Annotated in this window: 15 protein-coding genes; 8 read left to right on the forward strand and 7 right to left on the reverse strand. The window is 72.2% G+C overall.

Going from position 1 to position 17,031, the window contains the following annotated elements:
• Positions 1-145 precede the first annotated feature (145 nt).
• Complete coding sequence (locus tag ACRQ4C_RS10340) at positions 146-2,179, forward strand: glycoside hydrolase family 43 protein (protein WP_439688594.1); 2,034 nt, start codon at positions 146-148, stop codon at positions 2,177-2,179.
• A gap of 78 nt (positions 2,180-2,257) precedes the next feature.
• Here the strand turns inward: ACRQ4C_RS10340 and ACRQ4C_RS10345 are convergent, their stop codons facing one another.
• On the reverse strand, positions 2,258-2,740 hold the full coding sequence (locus tag ACRQ4C_RS10345) for a gluconokinase (protein ID WP_439690899.1): 483 nt from the start codon (positions 2,738-2,740) through the stop codon (positions 2,258-2,260).
• Between the two features lie 68 nt (positions 2,741-2,808).
• The gene (locus ACRQ4C_RS10350) at positions 2,809-4,338 is read right to left on the reverse strand and encodes a GntP family permease (protein ID WP_439688595.1); all 1,530 of its coding nucleotides are present in this window, start codon (positions 4,336-4,338) and stop codon (positions 2,809-2,811) included.
• Positions 4,339-4,589: 251 nt separating this feature from the next.
• Here ACRQ4C_RS10350 and ACRQ4C_RS10355 point away from each other — a divergent pair, with 251 nt between their 5' ends.
• Positions 4,590-5,297: a FadR/GntR family transcriptional regulator gene (locus tag ACRQ4C_RS10355; protein ID WP_439688596.1), complete on the forward strand. Its 708-nt coding sequence runs from the start codon at positions 4,590-4,592 to the stop codon at positions 5,295-5,297.
• A 339-nt stretch (positions 5,298-5,636) separates the two neighbouring features.
• Here the strand turns inward: ACRQ4C_RS10355 and ACRQ4C_RS10360 are convergent, their stop codons facing one another.
• The 5 genes from ACRQ4C_RS10360 to ACRQ4C_RS10380 all read right to left on the reverse strand — a co-directional run bounded on the left by ACRQ4C_RS10360 (position 5,637) and on the right by ACRQ4C_RS10380 (position 9,223).
• Entirely contained in the window at positions 5,637-6,251 is a 615-nt protein-coding gene (locus tag ACRQ4C_RS10360; RefSeq protein WP_290131527.1) for a GNAT family N-acetyltransferase, read from the reverse strand.
• A 152-nt stretch (positions 6,252-6,403) separates the two neighbouring features.
• Positions 6,404-7,084 carry a uracil-DNA glycosylase gene (locus ACRQ4C_RS10365; protein ID WP_439688597.1) on the reverse strand — a complete coding sequence of 227 codons (681 nt, stop codon included), beginning with the start codon at positions 7,082-7,084 and terminating at the stop codon, positions 6,404-6,406.
• Positions 7,085-7,089: 5 nt separating this feature from the next.
• On the reverse strand, positions 7,090-7,809 hold the full coding sequence (locus ACRQ4C_RS10370; protein ID WP_439688598.1) for a Type 1 glutamine amidotransferase-like domain-containing protein: 720 nt from the start codon (positions 7,807-7,809) through the stop codon (positions 7,090-7,092).
• The gene (locus ACRQ4C_RS10375; RefSeq protein WP_193750459.1) at positions 7,806-8,339 is read right to left on the reverse strand and encodes a phosphoribosyltransferase; all 534 of its coding nucleotides are present in this window, start codon (positions 8,337-8,339) and stop codon (positions 7,806-7,808) included. Before ACRQ4C_RS10375 ends, ACRQ4C_RS10370 begins: the two co-directional genes overlap by 4 nt.
• Before the next feature lie 107 nt (positions 8,340-8,446).
• Complete coding sequence (locus ACRQ4C_RS10380) at positions 8,447-9,223, reverse strand: SDR family oxidoreductase (RefSeq protein ID WP_439688599.1); 777 nt, start codon at positions 9,221-9,223, stop codon at positions 8,447-8,449.
• A gap of 91 nt (positions 9,224-9,314) precedes the next feature.
• Between ACRQ4C_RS10380 and ACRQ4C_RS10385 the strand changes: the two genes are divergently transcribed.
• The 6 genes from ACRQ4C_RS10385 (at position 9,315) to ACRQ4C_RS10410 (ending at position 17,025) form a co-directional block, all read left to right on the forward strand.
• Positions 9,315-10,397: an acyltransferase family protein gene (locus tag ACRQ4C_RS10385; RefSeq protein ID WP_290131523.1), complete on the forward strand. Its 1,083-nt coding sequence runs from the start codon at positions 9,315-9,317 to the stop codon at positions 10,395-10,397.
• Positions 10,398-10,587: 190 nt separating this feature from the next.
• A complete protein-coding gene (locus ACRQ4C_RS10390) occupies positions 10,588-11,916 on the forward strand; it encodes a bifunctional o-acetylhomoserine/o-acetylserine sulfhydrylase (RefSeq protein ID WP_290131522.1) in 1,329 nt (442 codons plus the stop codon).
• 306 nt (positions 11,917-12,222) lie between these two features.
• Entirely contained in the window at positions 12,223-13,422 is a 1,200-nt protein-coding gene (gene metX, locus ACRQ4C_RS10395) for a homoserine O-acetyltransferase MetX (RefSeq protein WP_439688600.1), read from the forward strand.
• A 286-nt stretch (positions 13,423-13,708) separates the two neighbouring features.
• Positions 13,709-14,866, forward strand: coding sequence for a sensor histidine kinase (locus ACRQ4C_RS10400; RefSeq protein ID WP_290131520.1), 1,158 nt, complete (start codon positions 13,709-13,711; stop codon positions 14,864-14,866).
• 49 nt (positions 14,867-14,915) lie between these two features.
• Complete coding sequence (locus ACRQ4C_RS10405; protein WP_439688601.1) at positions 14,916-16,238, forward strand: hypothetical protein; 1,323 nt, start codon at positions 14,916-14,918, stop codon at positions 16,236-16,238.
• A 115-nt stretch (positions 16,239-16,353) separates the two neighbouring features.
• Positions 16,354-17,025: a response regulator transcription factor gene (locus ACRQ4C_RS10410; protein ID WP_290131518.1), complete on the forward strand. Its 672-nt coding sequence runs from the start codon at positions 16,354-16,356 to the stop codon at positions 17,023-17,025.
• Positions 17,026-17,031: the final 6 nt, after the last annotated feature.

The raw sequence follows: 17,031 nt of genomic DNA on the forward strand, positions 1-17,031 counted from the left end.
GCTCCGCGCTGTCCGGGTGCGGCGAGCGGACGAGGCGGTGGCAACAGATGGCAACACGATGCGAGTGCTTGCACGGAACGATCGCCGTCCGCAGGATGTTGACGTTGCCATCGGGGGCAACGACGACCCAGGAGGGGGCGGATCGATGGAGATTCGCACGACCAGGCCCGGTGTGCCGGGCACGACCAGGCCCAGCACACCGGGCACGACCAGACGGTGGCGCGGCATCGTCGCCGTGGCCGTCGCCACAGCACTCGCCGTCACCGGGCTGACCGCCGCACCGGCCGTCGCGGCGAGCGCCGGGACGACCGACTCCTCGTTCCGACCGGGCGAGCCGTGGCTCGACGACCATGGGCAACCGATCCAGGGCCACGGCGGCCAGGTCGTGACGGCGACGGACGGTGACGGGAAGACGACCTACTACTGGTACGGCGAGGACCGGACCAACGGGTACAGCGACACCCGGGGCGCCCACGTCTACGAGTCGCGAGACCTGTACCACTGGAAGGACGACGGTCTCGCGCTCCGCACGATGACGAGCCGCGCGGACTTCGACGACCCGTACTTCGCGGCGCTCTACGGCGGCTACGACCAGACGCAGCGCGACGCCGTGTACCGCGACCTCGGCGTCACCGCTCCGAGCAGCACCCGCCCCGGTGCGATCCTCGAGCGGCCGAAGGTCATCCACAACGCGAAGACCGGCCAGTGGGTCATGTGGGTGCACGCCGACGGGCCGACGGACTCGTCCGACGCGCAGTACGCGAAGGCGCAGGCCGGTGTCGCCGTGTCCGACTCGCCCACGGGGCCGTTCCGGTACATCGACTCGTACCGCCTCGACCGTGTGCCGGCCGACGACCCGACGAACCACCAGCCGGACTCCCCCGGCATGGCCCGTGACATGAACCTGTTCGTCGACGACGACGGTACGGCGTACATCGTGTACGCGAGTGAGGAGAACCTCACGCTCTACATCTCGAAGCTCGACGCGGACTACACGAACCTGTCCGCCGACCCGACGAAGGCGATGGAGGGCGTCGACTTCCGCCGGCCGCAGCCGTGGATCGGCGGGCAGCGCGAGGCTCCGGCCATCACGAAGGTGGGTGGGACCTACTACCTCGTGACCTCGGGAGCGACGGGGTGGGCACCGAACGCAGCGGCGTACGCCACCGCGACGGACATCCTCGGCACGTGGACCGCGCACGGCAACCCCGCGACGGGCACGGGTGCGGACACGACGTGCGACTCGCAGAGCACGTCCTTGCTGAACCTCGGCGACGGTCGCGTGGTGTACCTCGGCGACCGGTGGAACAACGCCGAGGACCTCCGCACCGCCCCGAGCGTGTGGCTGCCCGTGACGTTCGGTGAGGGCGGGTCGATGTCCTTCTCGTGCGACACCGGCGAGTGGTCGCTCGCGGACCTGCACCCGCACGCTCCGTGGACGGTGACCACCACGGTGCCCGGGCAGGTCACGCTCGGCGACACCGGCGCGCTGCCGAAGCGCGTCAGCGTCCGCGAGGGCGGCACGACCCGGACACGTGGACAGGAGACCCACCGCGTCACCTGGGCGGCGACGGCACTGCGGACCGCCGGCGAGCAGACCGTCACCGGGACACTCGACGACGGTCGGACGTTCACCCGCCCGGTGACGGTGCTGCCGAAGCACCTCGCCTACTTCGTCGACGCCGGTGGTCCGAGCACCCCGGACGGTCAGGGCACCGCGGACCACGCTGCCGACCTCGCGTTCCTGCAACGCCGTGGCGACCGGTTGCTGAACAGCGTCGCCGACCAGCGGTTCGGCGCCGACCCGCGGACCGGGGACCACTGGGGGTACTTCGGCACCACGGGTGGCGTCTCGGGCACGAGCGGCGGGACGATCACGTCGACCGTGCGCTGGCAGGCGGACGCCACCGACCTCGAGTACGCGCTCGGCGGACTCGGCAAGGGCCGCTACCGCGTGGACGTCGGCTTCTGGGACCCGTGGACGAAGAGCGCTCCCGGTCGTGCGGCGGCCGTCAGCGTCAACGGGACGACCGTCGCGACGGAGCAGCCGATCGACGGCTCGTTCCGCACGCTGACGTCGACCGCGAAGGTCGGGAAGGACGGCGTCGTCGACCTCCGCATCAGCCCGGCGACGAAGTACGGCATCCAGGTGAGCTGGATCATGGTGTCGAAGGCCTGAGCAAGCCGGGCACCCGGACGCGGACGCGCCCCCTCCCTGATCCGGAGGGGGCGCGTCCGCGCAGTGGTGCACAGTGCTTCAGTGCACCCCGAGCCCGAGGCGCTCGACCACCTCGTCGGCCTCGTCCTCCGGCGTGCGGTCCGCGGCGACGGTGACGTGCGCCTCGTCCGCCCCCGGCACCTCCAGCGTCGCGAGCTGCGAGGCGAGGAGCGAGGTCGGCATGAAGTGCCCCGAGCGCGCCGCCATCCGGTCCGCGATGAGCGCACCGTCCCCCGCGACGTGGACGAAGACGACCCCCGGTGCGCGGAGCACGTCGCGGTACGACCGCTTCAGCGCCGAGCACGTCACGACACCGGGGGTACCGGCGTCGAGGTGGTCCCGGATCCACCCCGCCACGATGTCGAGCCACGGCCACCGGTCCTCGTCGGTGAGCGGCGTCCCGGCCTGCATCTTGTCGACGTTCGACCGCGGGTGCATCGCGTCACCCTCCGCGAAGTCCCATCCGAGGCGCTCGGCGACGGTCGCGGCGACCGTGGACTTCCCGGAGCCGGACACCCCCATGACGACGAGCACGCGAGCGTCCAGCACCTCGGACCGACCGGCGCCCGCGCCCGCGCCCGCGCCCGCGGTCACAGGAACACCCCGGCCAGCAGGACGCCCCCGAGCCCGAAGACCGAGATGAGGCACTCCAGAACCGTCCACGTCTTGAACGTCTGCCCCACCGTGGTGCCGAGGTAGCCCTTCACCAGCCAGAAGCCGGCGTCGTTCACATGTGACAGGAACACCGACCCGGCACCGATCGCGAGCACGAGCAGCGAGGTCATCGGCTGGGACAGGTCGCTCGCGATCGGCGCCATGATGCCCGCGGCGGTCACGGTGGCGACCGTCGCCGAACCCGTCGCGACCCGGACGAGCGCCGACACCACCCAGGCGACGAGCAGCACGGAGATGCCGGAGTCCTCCACGGCGTCGGCGATGACCCCGCCGATCCCGGTGTCGATGAGCACCTGCTTGAACCCACCGCCGGCTCCGACGATGAGCAGCACCCCGGCCACCGGCGGCAGCGCGCTCTCGAGCGACTTCGCGACGGCCGAGCGGTCCATCCCGCCGCCGATCGCGAAGAACACCATCGCGAAGACGGCCGCGATCCCGATCGCGATCATCGGCGTCCCGAGGAAGTCGAGCACGCTCACCCACGATCCGGCGGCGTCGGGCGCGACGGCCTCGCGGATCGCCTGGGCGAGCATGAGGACCACCGGCAGGAGGATGCCGACGAGCGCGGTGGTGAACGACGGGCTGCGCGGCTCGCTGATCACGCGGGTGAAGTCGCTCTTGCCGTTCGGCAGGGAGGCCGTGTCCTGCGTGGCGGGGCCGCGCCGTGCCTCCCGTCCGGCCGAGGCGGGGTCGTCGTGACCGCCGGCCGATCCGCGCGACCCGAACATGTCCGGGGCCGGGATGTCGACCCAGCGCGCGGCGAAGCGCGCGAAGACCGGACCGGCGAGCACGATGACCGGGATCGCCAGGACGATGCCGAAGGCGAGGGTCGTGCCGAGGTTCGCGCCCACCGTGGAGATCGCGACGAGCGGACCAGGGTGCGGCGGCACGAAGGCGTGCATCGTCGACAGGCCGACGAGTGCGGGCACCGCGATCTTCATGATCGGCACGTCACTGCGCTTCGCCACGAGCACGATGATCGGGATGAGGAGGACCAGACCGACCTCGAAGAACATCGGCAGACCGATCAGCGCGCCGATGAGTGCCATGGTCCAGGGCAGTGCGGCCTTCGACGACCGCCGGACGAGTGTGTCCACCACACGGTCGGCCGCACCGGAGTCGACGAGGAGCTTGCCGAACATCGAGCCGAGGCCGACGAGGATGCCGACGCTCGTCATCGTCGCACCGAACCCGTTGCCGAAGCTCGTGACCGCCTTGTCCGGGGCGAGCCCTGCACCGATGCCGACGCCGAGCGCGCCGATCGTCAGGGCGATGAACGGGTGGACCTTGAGCCACGTGATGAGCGCGATGATGACGACGATGCCGATCAGCGCGGCGATGATCAGCTGCGCGACCGGCCCGGACGGGTCGACGGTCGGCGCTGCACCCCCCTCTGCTGCGAGGACGGTCGTGTGGGCGGTGGCCGCCGTGAGCGCGTGAGGCATCTGCGCCCCTTCCTGGAGTCGCATCCGCGGGACTCCGTCGCCTTCGTGTGCTGGTCCGAGCGTTCCGCCGGACCGGCCGGTCTGCGCGTTCCCACGGACCGGTCGGACCGGCGGTGCGCCGCCGACTCGAATAATCTGATTAATCAGACTATACGATGATCCCCAGCGCGGCACGCGCCCTCCGGCGCAGTCTGCCGCTTCGATGGACACGACGTCACGGCGCCGCGTGACACGTACTGCACGGAGGAACGATGCCGACGGCCCGCGGACTGCACGCCCAGGTGCTCGACACCCTCGGGCAGCGGATCGTCGACGGGGTACTCACCCCGGGAACGGTCGTCCGGCCCGAGCTCGTGGCCGCGGAGTTCGCCGTCTCGCGATCGGTCGTCCGCGAAGCGCTGCGCGTCCTCCAGTCACTCGGCCTCGTGGAGCCCCGGCAGCGGGTCGGCACGCAGGTGCTCGGCATCGGCTCGTGGGAGCTGCTCGCGCCCACGGTCATCCGGTGGCGCGGCGCCTCCCCCGCGTACTTCGTTCAGCAACGGGAGCTCCTCGAGCTGCGGCTCGGGGTCGAACCGGTCGCCGCCGCACTCGCGGCAGCCGCCCCGGACGCGTCCGCCGTCGGGGCGGTGTCGGCGGCCGCAGCGGACATGCTGGCGGCGTGTGCCCGGGAGGACAGCCGCGCCTACCTCGAGGCCGACGTCCGCTTCCACCGCGCCCTGCTCGATGCCTCGGGGAACGCCGTGTTCCGCCACTTCGCCGGCACCGTCGAGGCGCTGCTGCGGACGCGGACCTCGGAGTCGCGGGACACGATCACCCGGTGGACTCGGGACGCCGCGGAGCGGCACGAGGCGGTGGCGCGGGCCGTCGCGGACCGTGACGCCGTCCGGGCGTCGGACGCGACGACGGCGCTGGTGCGGGTGACGCGGGACGAGTTCATCGCGGAGGCGCCGACGCGCTGAGTGCGTGGGCGCTGGGCGCGTGCGGCAGGCTCCGGGTCGCGCTGGTCGCACGACATGCCGTCCGCGCGCCGCGCTGGTCGCTCGACACACCGCCGACGGCGGCGCGGGCCGACACCTCCTGCGACCAGGCCGGGTACCGATCTCGCGTGGCGACCCCGGTCCGGACGGGAGGCACGGTGCCGGCCCGCCACGAGCCTCCCGTCCGGTGGTCCCACGTCACGGGCGCACGCGCCGCGCTGGTCGCACGACACGCCGTCCGCGCACCGCGCTGGTCGCACGACCCGTCGCTGACGGCGGCGCCGGACGACGCGTTCTGCGACCAGCGGGACGAGCGCCGACTCAGCGCCCGGCGCGACCCCGGGCGAAGAGGCGCGGACCGCGCAGACGGAGCCGCATCGTCACCGTGCCGAGCCATCGGTCGTACTTGTAGCCGACCTTGCCCATGCGCCCGACCTCCTCGAAGCCGAGTCGCTCGTGCAGACGGATCGACGCCTCGGCCTGACGGTCGGCGATGACGGCGACGACCTCGCGGACACCGGCGGCGCGGCACTCCTCGATCAGTGCCTCCATGAGCGCCCGCCCGAGTCCCTTGCCGCCCGCCGCCGCACCGAGGTAGATCGAGTCCTCGACGACGTGGTTCGAACGGTCGCGAGGGTTCCACGGGTCCACGAGCGCGTATCCGAGCACCTGGCCCGAGGGGTTCTCCGCGACCAGGAACGGCAGCCCCCGCCGGCGGATCTCGTCGTACCGCTGCTTCCAGCGCGCGAACGTGAACGCCGACGGGTCGAAGGTGACCGAGGAGTTCCGGACGTAGTGCGTGTGGATCTCCCGCACGTCGGGGAGGTCGCGCGGCTCGGCGGCGCGGATCGTGTACGTGAACGCGGACTCCTGCGGGACGGGGGCGCGCAGGTGTCGCGGCAGGACCCGCCGTCGCTGGTATTCCTCCTCGAGCACGGGTCGAGCCTACGGGGCGGCGGCGCCGCGGGCCCCGAGACTCGTGGTCAGCGACCGTTCTCGCGCGTCCTGCCGCGGGACACGTCGCTCAGCCCGAGACTCGGCCAGACGGCAGCCGGCATCCGGCAGCCGCCGACAGCCGACCGGACGCGTCAGGCGGGCAGTGACCAGTCCACCGGCTCCGCGCCCTGTGCCACGAGCAGCTCGTTCACCTGCGAGAACGGTCGGCTGCCGAAGAACCCGCGGCGGGCACTCAGGGGCGAGGGGTGCGCCGACGCGACGACCGGCGTGTCCCCGAGCAGCGGTCGCACCGTCGCCGCCTGCGCTCCCCAGAGGACGGCGACGAGGGGCCCTCCCCGGGCGACGAGTGCACGGACGGCCTGGTCCGTGACGGCCTCCCAGCCCTTTGCCCGGTGGCTCCCGGCGTCGCCCGCGCGGACCGTGAGCACCCGGTTGAGCAGCAGCACGCCGCGCGACGACCACGCCCTGAGGTCCCCGTGCGCCGGGGGCTCCACGCCGAGGTCGTCGCGGAGTTCGGCGTAGATGTTCGCGAGGCTGCGCGGCACCGGCCGGACCTCGGGATCGACGGCGAACGACAGGCCGATCGGGTGGCCGGGGGTCGGGTACGGGTCCTGCCCGAGCACGAGCACCCGGACGTCGTCGAAGGGATCGCGGAACGCGCGCAGCACGTCGGCGCCGGCCGGGAGGTACGGCCGCCCGGCCGCGACCTCGGCCCGGAGCCAGGCGCCCATCCGGTGGACGTCGTCCTCGACGGGGGCGAGCGCGGCCGCCCACCCGGGGTCGACGAGCTCGGCGAGCGGCCGCGGCTCCACGCCCGCTACGCGCCCATGGTGGCGACGGACACGGACTCGTCGCCCGCGATCACCCGCCAGACACTGCCGGTCCCCCGGACCTCGAGCGCACCCTCGCCGACCACGAGCGTGGTGTCCTCGTCGATCGCGAGGCCCGCCGTGACGAACTCGGCCTCGGCGGCGGCGATGAGCCGCGCGAGCGTCCCCGCCTGCACGGCGTGCACGTCCACGGTGAGGTCGATCAGCCCGAGGCCCTCACGGAGCTCGACCTCGTCGAGTCCCTCGGAGGCCTCCTCCGGGCAGATCTCGACCCCGCCGATGCGCCAGCCGCCCACGAGGGCGCGGTCGGCGGCGATCATCGCTCCCGCCGAGTAGCCGAGGTACGGCAGCCCGTCGCTGACGAGCAGGCGGAGCTGGTCGACGATCGGCGCGACCGCGGTGAGGTAGTCGGGTGTGACGCCACCGGCGACGACGAGGGCGTCCACGTCGCTCAGCACGGTCGTGTCGAAGGCCGCACCCGCCGCGACCTCGGTCACGATCGTCTCGGCCTGCCGCGCGCCGCCGAGGGTCTCGGCGATGTCCGCGGTGCTCGACGGCGAGGTCCCGTCGGCGCGTGCGACGGAGAGGACCGCGATGCGCGGGACGGTCCGGCCGACGGCGGCCGCGCGTGCGGTGGCCTCGGCGGTGAACGGGGCGGCGACGTCCGCTGCGGCGAGGAGGCCCCCGCCGACGAGGTGGATGCTCACGACTCGGCCGTCACCGGGGCGAGGGCGCTCCACGGGAACGTGATCCAGCCGTCGACCCGACGCCAGACGTGGTCGGGCTCGAGGACGGTGCCGGGCTTCGAGTACAGGCAGGCGCTGCGGACCTCGGCACCGGCGTTCGCGATGATGTCGACCACGAGGCGCAGCGTGCGGCCGGAGTCGGAGACGTCGTCCACGACGAGCACCTTCTTGCCGGCGAGGGCCGGGGCGTCGAGCGCGGGGGCGAGGATGACCGGCTCCTCGAGTCGCTGTTCCACGTCGGTGTAGAACTCGACGTTGATCGAGCCGCACTCCTTGGTGCCGAGCGCGTACGCCACGGCTCCGGCGATGATCAGCCCGCCGCGGGCGACCGCGACGACGACCTCGGGCTCGAACCCGGACGACAGGACGTCCTTGGCGAGCAGGCGCGCGGCGTCGCCGAACTCCAGCCAGCCGAGCACCTCGGGCCCGCTCGTGACGGTCACGGTCGACGGAGCCTGGGCCACCGGCTCGGATTCGCTGCTGATCGGCATCCGACCACGGTACCGGCAGGGACCCCGCGCCCGCGACCCGCATCCCGCGCCCGGGCGCGTGCGCACGCTCGCGCCCACGCCCACGAGGGCCGCGCGGGTCGCGTGGGTCAGTCGCGCGGCGTCAACCGCCCCCGCGCCAGCTTGTGCTGCGCCGACTGCGCCACCGGTCGGACGGTCACGAGGTCGAGGTTCACGTGCGCGGGCAGCTCGACCGCGTGCGCGATCGCCTCTGCGACGTCCTCGGCCACGAGCGGCTCCGGCACGTCGTCGTAGACCGCCGCGGCCTTCGCCTCGTCGCCGCGGAACCGGGTGAGCGCGAACTCGTCCGTCTTCACCAGGCCCGGAGCGATCTCCACGACCCGGATCGGCTCGCCGTTCAGCTCCAGCCGGAGGGCCCCGACGAGGGCGTGCTCGGCGAACTTCGCGGCGTTGTACCCGCCGCCGTTCTCGTACGCCACGTGCCCGGCCGTCGAGGTCACCGTGACGATGTCGGCGTGCCCGTTGCTCCGCGCGGTCCCGCGCAGCGCCGGGAGCAGCGCGGCCGTGACCTGCTTCGTGCCGATGACGTTCACCTCGAACATGGCGCGCCAGTCCTCGACGTCGGACTCCTCGACCGACGCCGACCCGAGCGCACCACCGGCGTTGTTGACGAGCACGTCCACGCCGCCGAGCTCCGCCACCCGGCTCGCGAGCGCCGCGACGTCCGACGGGTCGGTGACGTCCACCACGAGGTACGTCGCACCGGTCTCCTCGGCGAGCGCCTGCAGCTTGGCCTCGCGACGGGCGACGGCGAGCACGTCCCAGCCTCGGGAGCGCAGGAGTCGGACGGTCGCGGCGCCGATGCCCGAGCTGGCTCCGGTGACGACTGCGCGACGAGGTGCCATGGGTGTTCCTCCGAACGCCTGGGTGTGGACACGGGTGTGGGTCACGAGCGTACCGACCACGACGTCGCGCCAGCCGGTAGCGTGGCGGGCCATGACGAGAGAAGCGGCTCCGGTGGCCCCCGCCGGGCTCGAGCCGGGGCGGGCGAAGCTGCGCATCCCGATGTGGGACACCGCACGGTTCCTCGCGGTCACGCTCGTCGTCATCGGGCACGCGATCCAGCGCCAGACGAGCGACAGTGAGCACGCGCTCGCCCTCTACACGTTCATCTACGCCTTCCACATGCCGGCGTTCGGCGTGATCAGCGGCTACTTCTCGTCGGCCGCGACCCCGACCGCGGACCGGATGAAGCGGACGATCACGGACATCGTGGTGCCGTACATCATCATGCAGACGATCTGGACCGTCGTGCAGGCGATCGTCGAGGGCGGCAAGCAGTTCAACCCGACGCAGCCGACCTGGACGCTCTGGTTCCTGCTCGCCCTCGGGATCTTCCGGCTGATCCTGCCGTACCTCGCGCAGCTGCGGTGGCCGCTGTTCTGGGCCGTGGTGTTCAGCATCGGCGTGGGCTACTTCGACAACGTCGACTCGACGCTCTCCCTGAGCCGCGCGATCAGCCTGCTGCCGTTCTTCCTCGTCGGCTGGCAGGTCAAGCAGTGGGGGCTCTTCGACCGCTGGTACGACGCCCCCCGACGGACCGTGGTGCGCGTGCGGGTGATCGCGGCCGCGGTGTTCGCGGCCTGGGCGGTGTCGTGTGCGATCTGGATCCCCCAGTTCAAGGAGTTCGACCTCCACCACTGGTTCTTCTACGACGACTCGTACTCGGGGCTCGGCGAGGACGCGTGGTGGGCGGGAGCGGTCCGCTTCGGCCTGATGCTGCTCGCCGCGGTGCTCACGGCGTCGTTCCTCCTGCTGGTGCCGCGACGGACGGTCTGGATCACCCGGTTCGGTGCGGCGACGATGTACGTCTACCTGCTGCACACGTTCGTCCTCTACCCGATCCGTGAGTCCGGCGTCCTCGCCGGTGAGCACTCGGCCTGGCCGTACGTGCTCCTCATGGTCGTGGTCGCCTGCGCGGTGAGCCTCTTCCTGGCGCAGCCGTTCGTGCGCAGCGCGATGCGCTGGCTCCTCGAGCCGAGGGTCGGTTGGCTGTTCCGGAAGGACGAGGTGCGGTAGGCGCGCTGCGGTCGGTGTGCTGCGCCGGCCGGGAGGCACGGGTCGCCCCCGCGACGTCCGTTACGTCGCGTGGCGGGCACGCTGGTGCGGACCCGACCACCTGCGTACCGTGACGAGCGACGCAGCGCTGCCCCGGGCCTCCCGGCCGGTGCGCCGCCCATCCCGAGAACCGCACCCGACAGGAGCACCGATGAGCACGAACGACGCCGCCGCCTGGCGGTTCGAGACGACCCAGGTCCACGCCGGCGCCCAGCCGGACCCGACGACCGGTGCGCGTGCCACGCCGATCTACAAGACGACCTCGTACGTCTTCGAGAACTCGGACCACGCCCGCGACCTGTTCGCGCTCGCGCAGCCGGGCAACATCTACTCCCGGATCATGAACCCGACGAACGACGTCGTCGAGCAGCGCATCGCCGCGCTCGAGGGCGGCACCGGGGCGCTGCTGGTGTCGTCCGGGCAGGCCGCGGAGACGTACGCGGTGCTCAACATCGCGGGTGCGGGCGACCACATCGTGTCCTCGTCGTCGATCTACGGCGGCACGTACAACCTGTTCAAGTACACGCTCGCGAAGCTCGGCATCGAGACCACCTTCGTGGAGGACCAGGACGACCCCGAGGAGTGGCGTCGCGCCGTCCGACCGAACACGAAGCTGTTCTTCGCGGAGACGGTCGGCAACCCGAAGATCAACGTCCTCGACATCGCCACCGTGTCGGACATCGCGCACGAGGCCGGTGTCCCGCTGATCGTCGACAACACGATCGCGACGCCGTACCTCATCCGTCCGTTCGAGCACGGGGCCGACATCGTCGTCCACTCGGCGACGAAGTTCCTCGGCGGACACGGCACCGTCATCGGCGGCGTGATCGTCGACGGTGGCCGGTTCGTCTGGTCGGACCACGCCGAGAAGTTCCCGGAGTTCAGCACGCCCGACCCGTCGTACCACGGTGCGGTGTTCTCACAGGCGGTCGGCGACCCGCTCGCCTACATCATCAAGGCACGGGTGCAGCTGCTCCGTGACCTCGGCGCGTCGAACTCCCCCGACACGGCGTTCGCGCTCCTGCAGGGCATCGAGACGCTGTCGCTCCGCATCGAGCGGCACGTGTCGAACGCACAGGAGATCGCGGAGTGGCTCGACCGCCACCCCGACGTCGCCTCGGTGTCGTACGCCGGGCTGCCCACGTCCCCCTGGTACGCCGCTGCGAACAAGTACGCACCGAAGGGCGTCGGTGCGGTGCTGTCGTTCGAGCTCAAGGGCGGCGTGGACGCGGGCAAGGCGTTCGTGGACAACCTGCGGCTGTTCTCGCACCTCGCGAACATCGGCGACGTGCGCTCGCTCGTGATCCACCCGGCGTCGACCACGCACTCGCAGCTCACCCCTGAGCAGCAGCTGACGACCGGGGTCACGCCGGGGCTCGTCCGCCTGTCGGTCGGGATCGAGAACGTCGAGGACCTGCGGGCCGACCTCGAGGCCGGGCTCGCCGCGGCCCGAGCCGAGTCGGAGCGCCTCCGCGCCTGACGCGGGTGCGCTCGCAGCGCCGCTGCCCCTCTTCCACGAAACGCGCGCGTCCCGACGTCCCACGTGTCGATCGACACGTGGGACGTCGCTTGTTGCACCCACATCAAACGTGACGTCGTGACCGCGACGAAACACCGGTCGATCGACGCGTGCTTCGTCGCACGCACAACGCGACCACGCGGCGCGCGCGCGACACGACCGCGTGGCGCACGCACTCCGCGACCACGAGCCGCCGGGCCGGCCACACGCCCGGGGTGACGTAACACGGCGGCGGTGACCCGTGCCTCCCGGCAGACTGGTCGGACGATGGACTGGCAGACGACCCCCGAGGACTCCGTGCCGTCCTCCCTCGTGCCCGGGACCGAACTCGGCACCCTCGGCAAGCCGCCGGTGACGGGCGCATGGCGGCCCGGCGACCACCCCGGCAGCCGACACTTCGCGAGCCTCGGCGAGCAGAGGGTCCGTGGCGGGCGCCTGCCGAACGTCCGGGTCGCCTACGAGACCTGGGGCACGCTGTCCCCGGAGCGCGACAACGCCGTGCTGGTGTTCCACGCCCTCACGGGCGACTCGCACGTCACGGGCGAGGCCGGCCCGGGGCACCGCACCGCCGGCTGGTGGGGCGACGTCGTCGGACCGGGCCGCGCCATCGACACCGACCGCTGGTTCGTCGTCGTCCCGAACATGCTCGGCAGCTGCCAGGGGACGACCGGCCCCTCGTCGGTCGCACCGGACGGGGTCGAGTGGGGCGCACGCTTCCCGTTCGTCACGGTGCGCGACCAGGTCGCCGTGCAGGTCCAGCTCGCCGACCGACTCGGGATCGAGCGGTTCGCCGGCGTCGTCGGTGGGTCGATGGGCGGCATGCACGCCCTCGAGTTCGCGATCACCCACCCCGACCGCGTCGCGCGGCTCGCCGTCCTCGCATCGACGGCGCAGACCACCGCCGACCAGATCGCCGCGAACTCGCTGCAGCGTGCCGCCATCCAGATGGACCCCGGGTTCGCGGACGGCGACTACCACGACGCCGCCCCGGGCGAGGGACCGCACCGGGGGCTCGCACTCGCCCGCCGCATGGCGCTCATGACCTACCGGGCGCCCGACGAGCTCAACGGTCGCTTCGACCGGTCGTGGCAGAGCGACGTGTCGCCGCTCGGAGACGACGGCCGGTTCTCGGTGGAGAGCTACCTCGACTTCCACGGCAACAAGTTCACCCGGCGGTTCGACGCGGGCTCGTACGTGACGCTGACGCACGCGATGGACTCGCACGACGTCGGGGCCGGCCGCGGAGGCGTGGCCGCCGCGCTCGGACGGGTGACCGCGCGCACGCTCGTCATCGGGGTGTCGAGCGACCGGTTGTTCCCCGTCGAGGACCAGCACCGGATCGCCGCGGGCATCCCGGACACCCTCGACGGCGACCGCGCCACGGTGGTGACGAGCGAGTTCGGGCACGACGGGTTCCTCATCGAGCAGGAGGCCGTCGGGGCGCACCTCCGGCGGCTGTTCAGCTGACGGGCGTGGTGGGCGCGGGCCGCGTGGGCGGCGGTGGGCCGCAGGACCGCGGACGGGGCCCGCGCGGATGCGGACGCGGACTGCTGGGGCGCGGACGCGGGCTGCGGGGGCGCGGACCCGGGCCGCGTCGGGCGTATTGCATCGCACCTGCGATCACAATTCGGTTCCCATCCGGTACGGCCCCGCGCGCCGAACACCCCCCAACGGGTGCCGTGCGTGGAATGATGGCGTGGTGCTCGGCTGACCGAGTCTCGACTTCGCACCACGACCACCGCACAGGACTTCGATGGAACTGATCGCACAGGAACGCGACCGGCTGCTCCGGTCGATCACCCGTGTCGTCGGCATCGTCTGCACCCTCATCAGCCTCGTCGCCGTGCTCGTCTCGTTCGCGGTCCCCGTCGGGCTCCTCCTCGGAGCCGTCGCGTGCATCGCGGCGATGATCGCCGGCTTCGTCGTGTTCGGGTCGAGCGGCTCGGTGTGGTGGACCGCCGTCATCCTCGCCGGCGGTCTCGGTGCGCTCGCGATCCTGCTCGTCGGAGCGGACGACGCCACGCGCCCGGTGATCGCGAGCGCCGTCATGCCGCTCGCTGCCGGAGGCGTCTCCGCACCGCTCATGGCCCAGCGCGGACACCCCGTCGGACTCGGCCTGACCCTCGCCGCCGGCGCCGCCACCGCCGTGGGCATGACCTGGGCGACGGGATCGTTCCTGTCCGTCGCGACCGCCGGGGCACTCCTCGGCTGGGTGCTCATCGCGGTCGTGACCGTCTGGATCTCCCGGAGCATCCCGCGCGTCGCCCGCCGCATCTACAGCATCGGCACCGCCCACCGAGCGGAGCGCCAGGCGAGCGAGACCGAGGCCCAGCGTCGGCAGGGCGCGCGGCTCCTGCACGACACCGTGCTCGCGACCCTGACGCTCCTCGCCCACTCCGGCGTCGGCGTCTCGGAGCAGGCGATGCGCGAACAGGCCGCCGAGGACGCGCGGCTGCTCCGACACCTCCGTCTCGGTGCGACCCCGCAGCCGCAGCAGTCCGGTGACTACTCGCTCACCCGCGAGGAGGAGTCCCCGCTCGGCCAGACCCTCGAGTCGGTCAAGCAGCGCTTCGGCCGCATGGGGCTCGAGGTCAGCTGGCACGGCACCGGTCAGGTGCTGCTGCCGTCCAACGTCCTCGACGCCTTCCTCCTGGCGCTCGGCGAGTGCCTCGAGAACGTCCGTCGGCACGCCGGCGTCGGCGAGGCGCACGTGACGATCGTGCACGACAACGAGATGGTCCGCGCGATGGTCACGGACTCGGGCGTCGGCTTCGACCTCACCCACGTCAGCGCCGAGCGGCTCGGCTTCAAGGAGAGCGTCGTGAACCGCCTCCGCGAGGTCGGTGGCGACGCGAAGCTGTTCTCCGCGCCGGGCTCCGGCACGACCGTCGTCCTGGAGGCCCCGCGATGAGCCAGCACCGTCCCGCAGGTCCCGCGTTCCGGCGGACGGGGCCGACGCTGTGAGCCGCGTCCCCGAGGACACCATCAGTCGCGGACTGCCCGGTGAGACCGTGCAGTCCGCTCCGCGGACCCGCCGGGAGGCACGGGAGCGGTACCGGGGCAGCGAACGTCGGCAGGCACGCGGCCTGCCGTCGACCTCCACCGGCGCCCGTTCGCTGCGCCAGGCGGCGAAGCCGGGCGCGTCGCTCGGTGCCGGGTACCTCGGCGCCGGAGCAGCCGTGCTCACCGCGATCGAGGCCGTCGCCGGCATCGTGCTGTTCCTCGCCCGCTGGCCCGAGTACAGCGACCCGTGGCTTCCCGCCGCCGCGTGGGGGCTCTACATCGTCGCCGCGCTCGGGGTCGGCTTGAGCCTGCTGACGTACGGCGAGCGACTCACCGGGGTCGCGTTCGCACTCATCTGCGTGGTGCTCGTCTGTGTCGTGACACTCGACTTCATCGGGATCTGGCCCGAGCACGACATCGCGCACTTCGCCACCGCGTCGATCGCCGCCGGGTTCGCCCTGCTCCCGATCGCATCGCTGCGGCCGGCGCGCGAGGTGGCGGCGGCCATCGTCGTCCTCGGCTTCACCTTCATCGTGACGTGCCTCGTCTCGACCCCCGTGACGACCGACACGCTGCCCGGGATGGTGTCGCTCGTCGCCCTGGTCGTCGTGCCGCCCTCGCTCGCCCTGTTCGTCGTGCACCGCTTCCGCCAGCTCGTGCAGAAGGAGCTCGACCGCGTCCTCGTGCAGAGCAACGTCCAGGCGCCGCAGTTCGCCGTGGGCATGCTCGCGTCGGATGAGCTCGCCCGGCTCGACCTCGCAGCCGAGAAGCTCCTCGACGCCGTCGCGAACGGCTCCGACCCGCTGCCGCTCTCCGACGCCTCGGCCTCGGTCGCGGCGTCGCTCGCCACCGAGCTCCGACTGCACCTCATCGAAGGCCGTCGCGAGACGTGGCTGTACCACGCCATCACCGAGTCCGACCACCTCGGCCGCGCGGTGAGCGTCGCCGACCCGGGCTCGCTCGCCGGCCACCTCTCCCCCGCCCAGCGCGACGGACTCCTCCAGGCCCTGTGGCAGATGGCCGGCGACGGACGGACCGCACAGCCGGGTCAGCCAGTCGTGGCCGTGACGCTCGGTCCCGTCGGGTCGGACGGGCACCCCGTCACCGACGAGACGATGGACGTCCCGATCGTCATCGAGTCGCGGAGCGTCACGCGTCGACGACTCGGTCCGGCCACGTGGAGTGCCCTGCACCGCATCGGCCCGTTCACCGAGACCGTCCAGGACGGCACGCTGCGCATCGTGGCGCACTGCGTCGTCAACCGCCACCCGACGATGTAGTCGTCGCGCGGACCGAGCCGGCTGGACCCGAACAACCGGACACCCTGACCAGCCTGCCCGTACCGTGCGTCCGGTCCGCCTAGGATCAACACAGCCCCCGAGAAAGGACGCCAGCATGGCGACTCCAGAGGAACCGATCCGACTCGCACTCGTCGACGACCACAAGATGCTCCTCGGCGCACTCACGGAGTGGATCCGCAGCGCCGCCGACGACATCACCCTCGTGGCCGCCGTCACGACCTGGCCGGAGCTGCTCACCAACCCCGCGTTCCCGGTCGACGTGGTGCTGCTCGACCTTGACCTCAAGGACTCGATCCCGGTCTCGCTCAAGATCTCCACGCTGAAGACCGCCGGCGTCAAGACCGTGGTGATGAGCACGTACTCCGAGCCGAACGTCGTCCGCGAGGCCCTCGCCTCCGGTGCGCTCGGCTACCTCGTGAAGAGCGAGGACGCGGACATGATCGTCGAGGCGATCCGCTCCGCCCAGCGCGGCGAGCAGTACGTCTCCGCCGAGCTCGACCTCGCGATCAACTCCGGCGACGTCGGCGGCGTGCCGAAGCTCAGCGCCCAGGAGCGTCGCGTCATGGCGCTGTACGGCGGTGGCGAGCCGGTGAAGAGCGTGGCGTACCAGCTCGGCATCTCGGAGGAGACCGCGAAGAGCTACCTCAAGCGCATCCGCGAGAAGTACCGCGTGGCCGGGTTCGACGTCGGCACGAAGGTGGCGCTCCGGAAGCGGGCGATCACCGACGGCATCATCGTGCAGGACGGCAGCCCGGTCGGCCTGTAGCGCCGA

The organism is Curtobacterium sp. SP.BCp, assembly GCF_051903255.1.
Taxonomy (GTDB): domain Bacteria; phylum Actinomycetota; class Actinomycetes; order Actinomycetales; family Microbacteriaceae; genus Curtobacterium.

What these genes read in the sequence shown, in the direction of transcription:
- ACRQ4C_RS10340 (WP_439688594.1), top strand. Translation starts at nt 146, where the DNA reads ATGGAGATTCGCACGACCAGGCCCGGTGTGCCGGGCACGACCAGGCCC.
- ACRQ4C_RS10390 (WP_290131522.1), top strand. Translation starts at nt 10,588, where the DNA reads ATGAGCACGAACGACGCCGCCGCCTGGCGGTTCGAGACGACCCAGGTC.
- ACRQ4C_RS10350 (WP_439688595.1), bottom strand. Translation starts at nt 4,338, where the DNA reads ATGCCTCACGCGCTCACGGCGGCCACCGCCCACACGACCGTCCTCGCA.
- ACRQ4C_RS10345 (WP_439690899.1), bottom strand. Translation starts at nt 2,740, where the DNA reads ATGGGGGTGTCCGGCTCCGGGAAGTCCACGGTCGCCGCGACCGTCGCC.
- ACRQ4C_RS10380 (WP_439688599.1), bottom strand. Translation starts at nt 9,223, where the DNA reads ATGGCACCTCGTCGCGCAGTCGTCACCGGAGCCAGCTCGGGCATCGGC.
- ACRQ4C_RS10375 (WP_193750459.1), bottom strand. Translation starts at nt 8,339, where the DNA reads ATGCCGATCAGCAGCGAATCCGAGCCGGTGGCCCAGGCTCCGTCGACC.
- ACRQ4C_RS10385 (WP_290131523.1), top strand. Translation starts at nt 9,315, where the DNA reads ATGACGAGAGAAGCGGCTCCGGTGGCCCCCGCCGGGCTCGAGCCGGGG.
- metX (WP_439688600.1), top strand. Translation starts at nt 12,223, where the DNA reads ATGGACTGGCAGACGACCCCCGAGGACTCCGTGCCGTCCTCCCTCGTG.
- ACRQ4C_RS10355 (WP_439688596.1), top strand. Translation starts at nt 4,590, where the DNA reads ATGCCGACGGCCCGCGGACTGCACGCCCAGGTGCTCGACACCCTCGGG.
- ACRQ4C_RS10400 (WP_290131520.1), top strand. Translation starts at nt 13,709, where the DNA reads ATGGAACTGATCGCACAGGAACGCGACCGGCTGCTCCGGTCGATCACC.
- ACRQ4C_RS10410 (WP_290131518.1), top strand. Translation starts at nt 16,354, where the DNA reads ATGGCGACTCCAGAGGAACCGATCCGACTCGCACTCGTCGACGACCAC.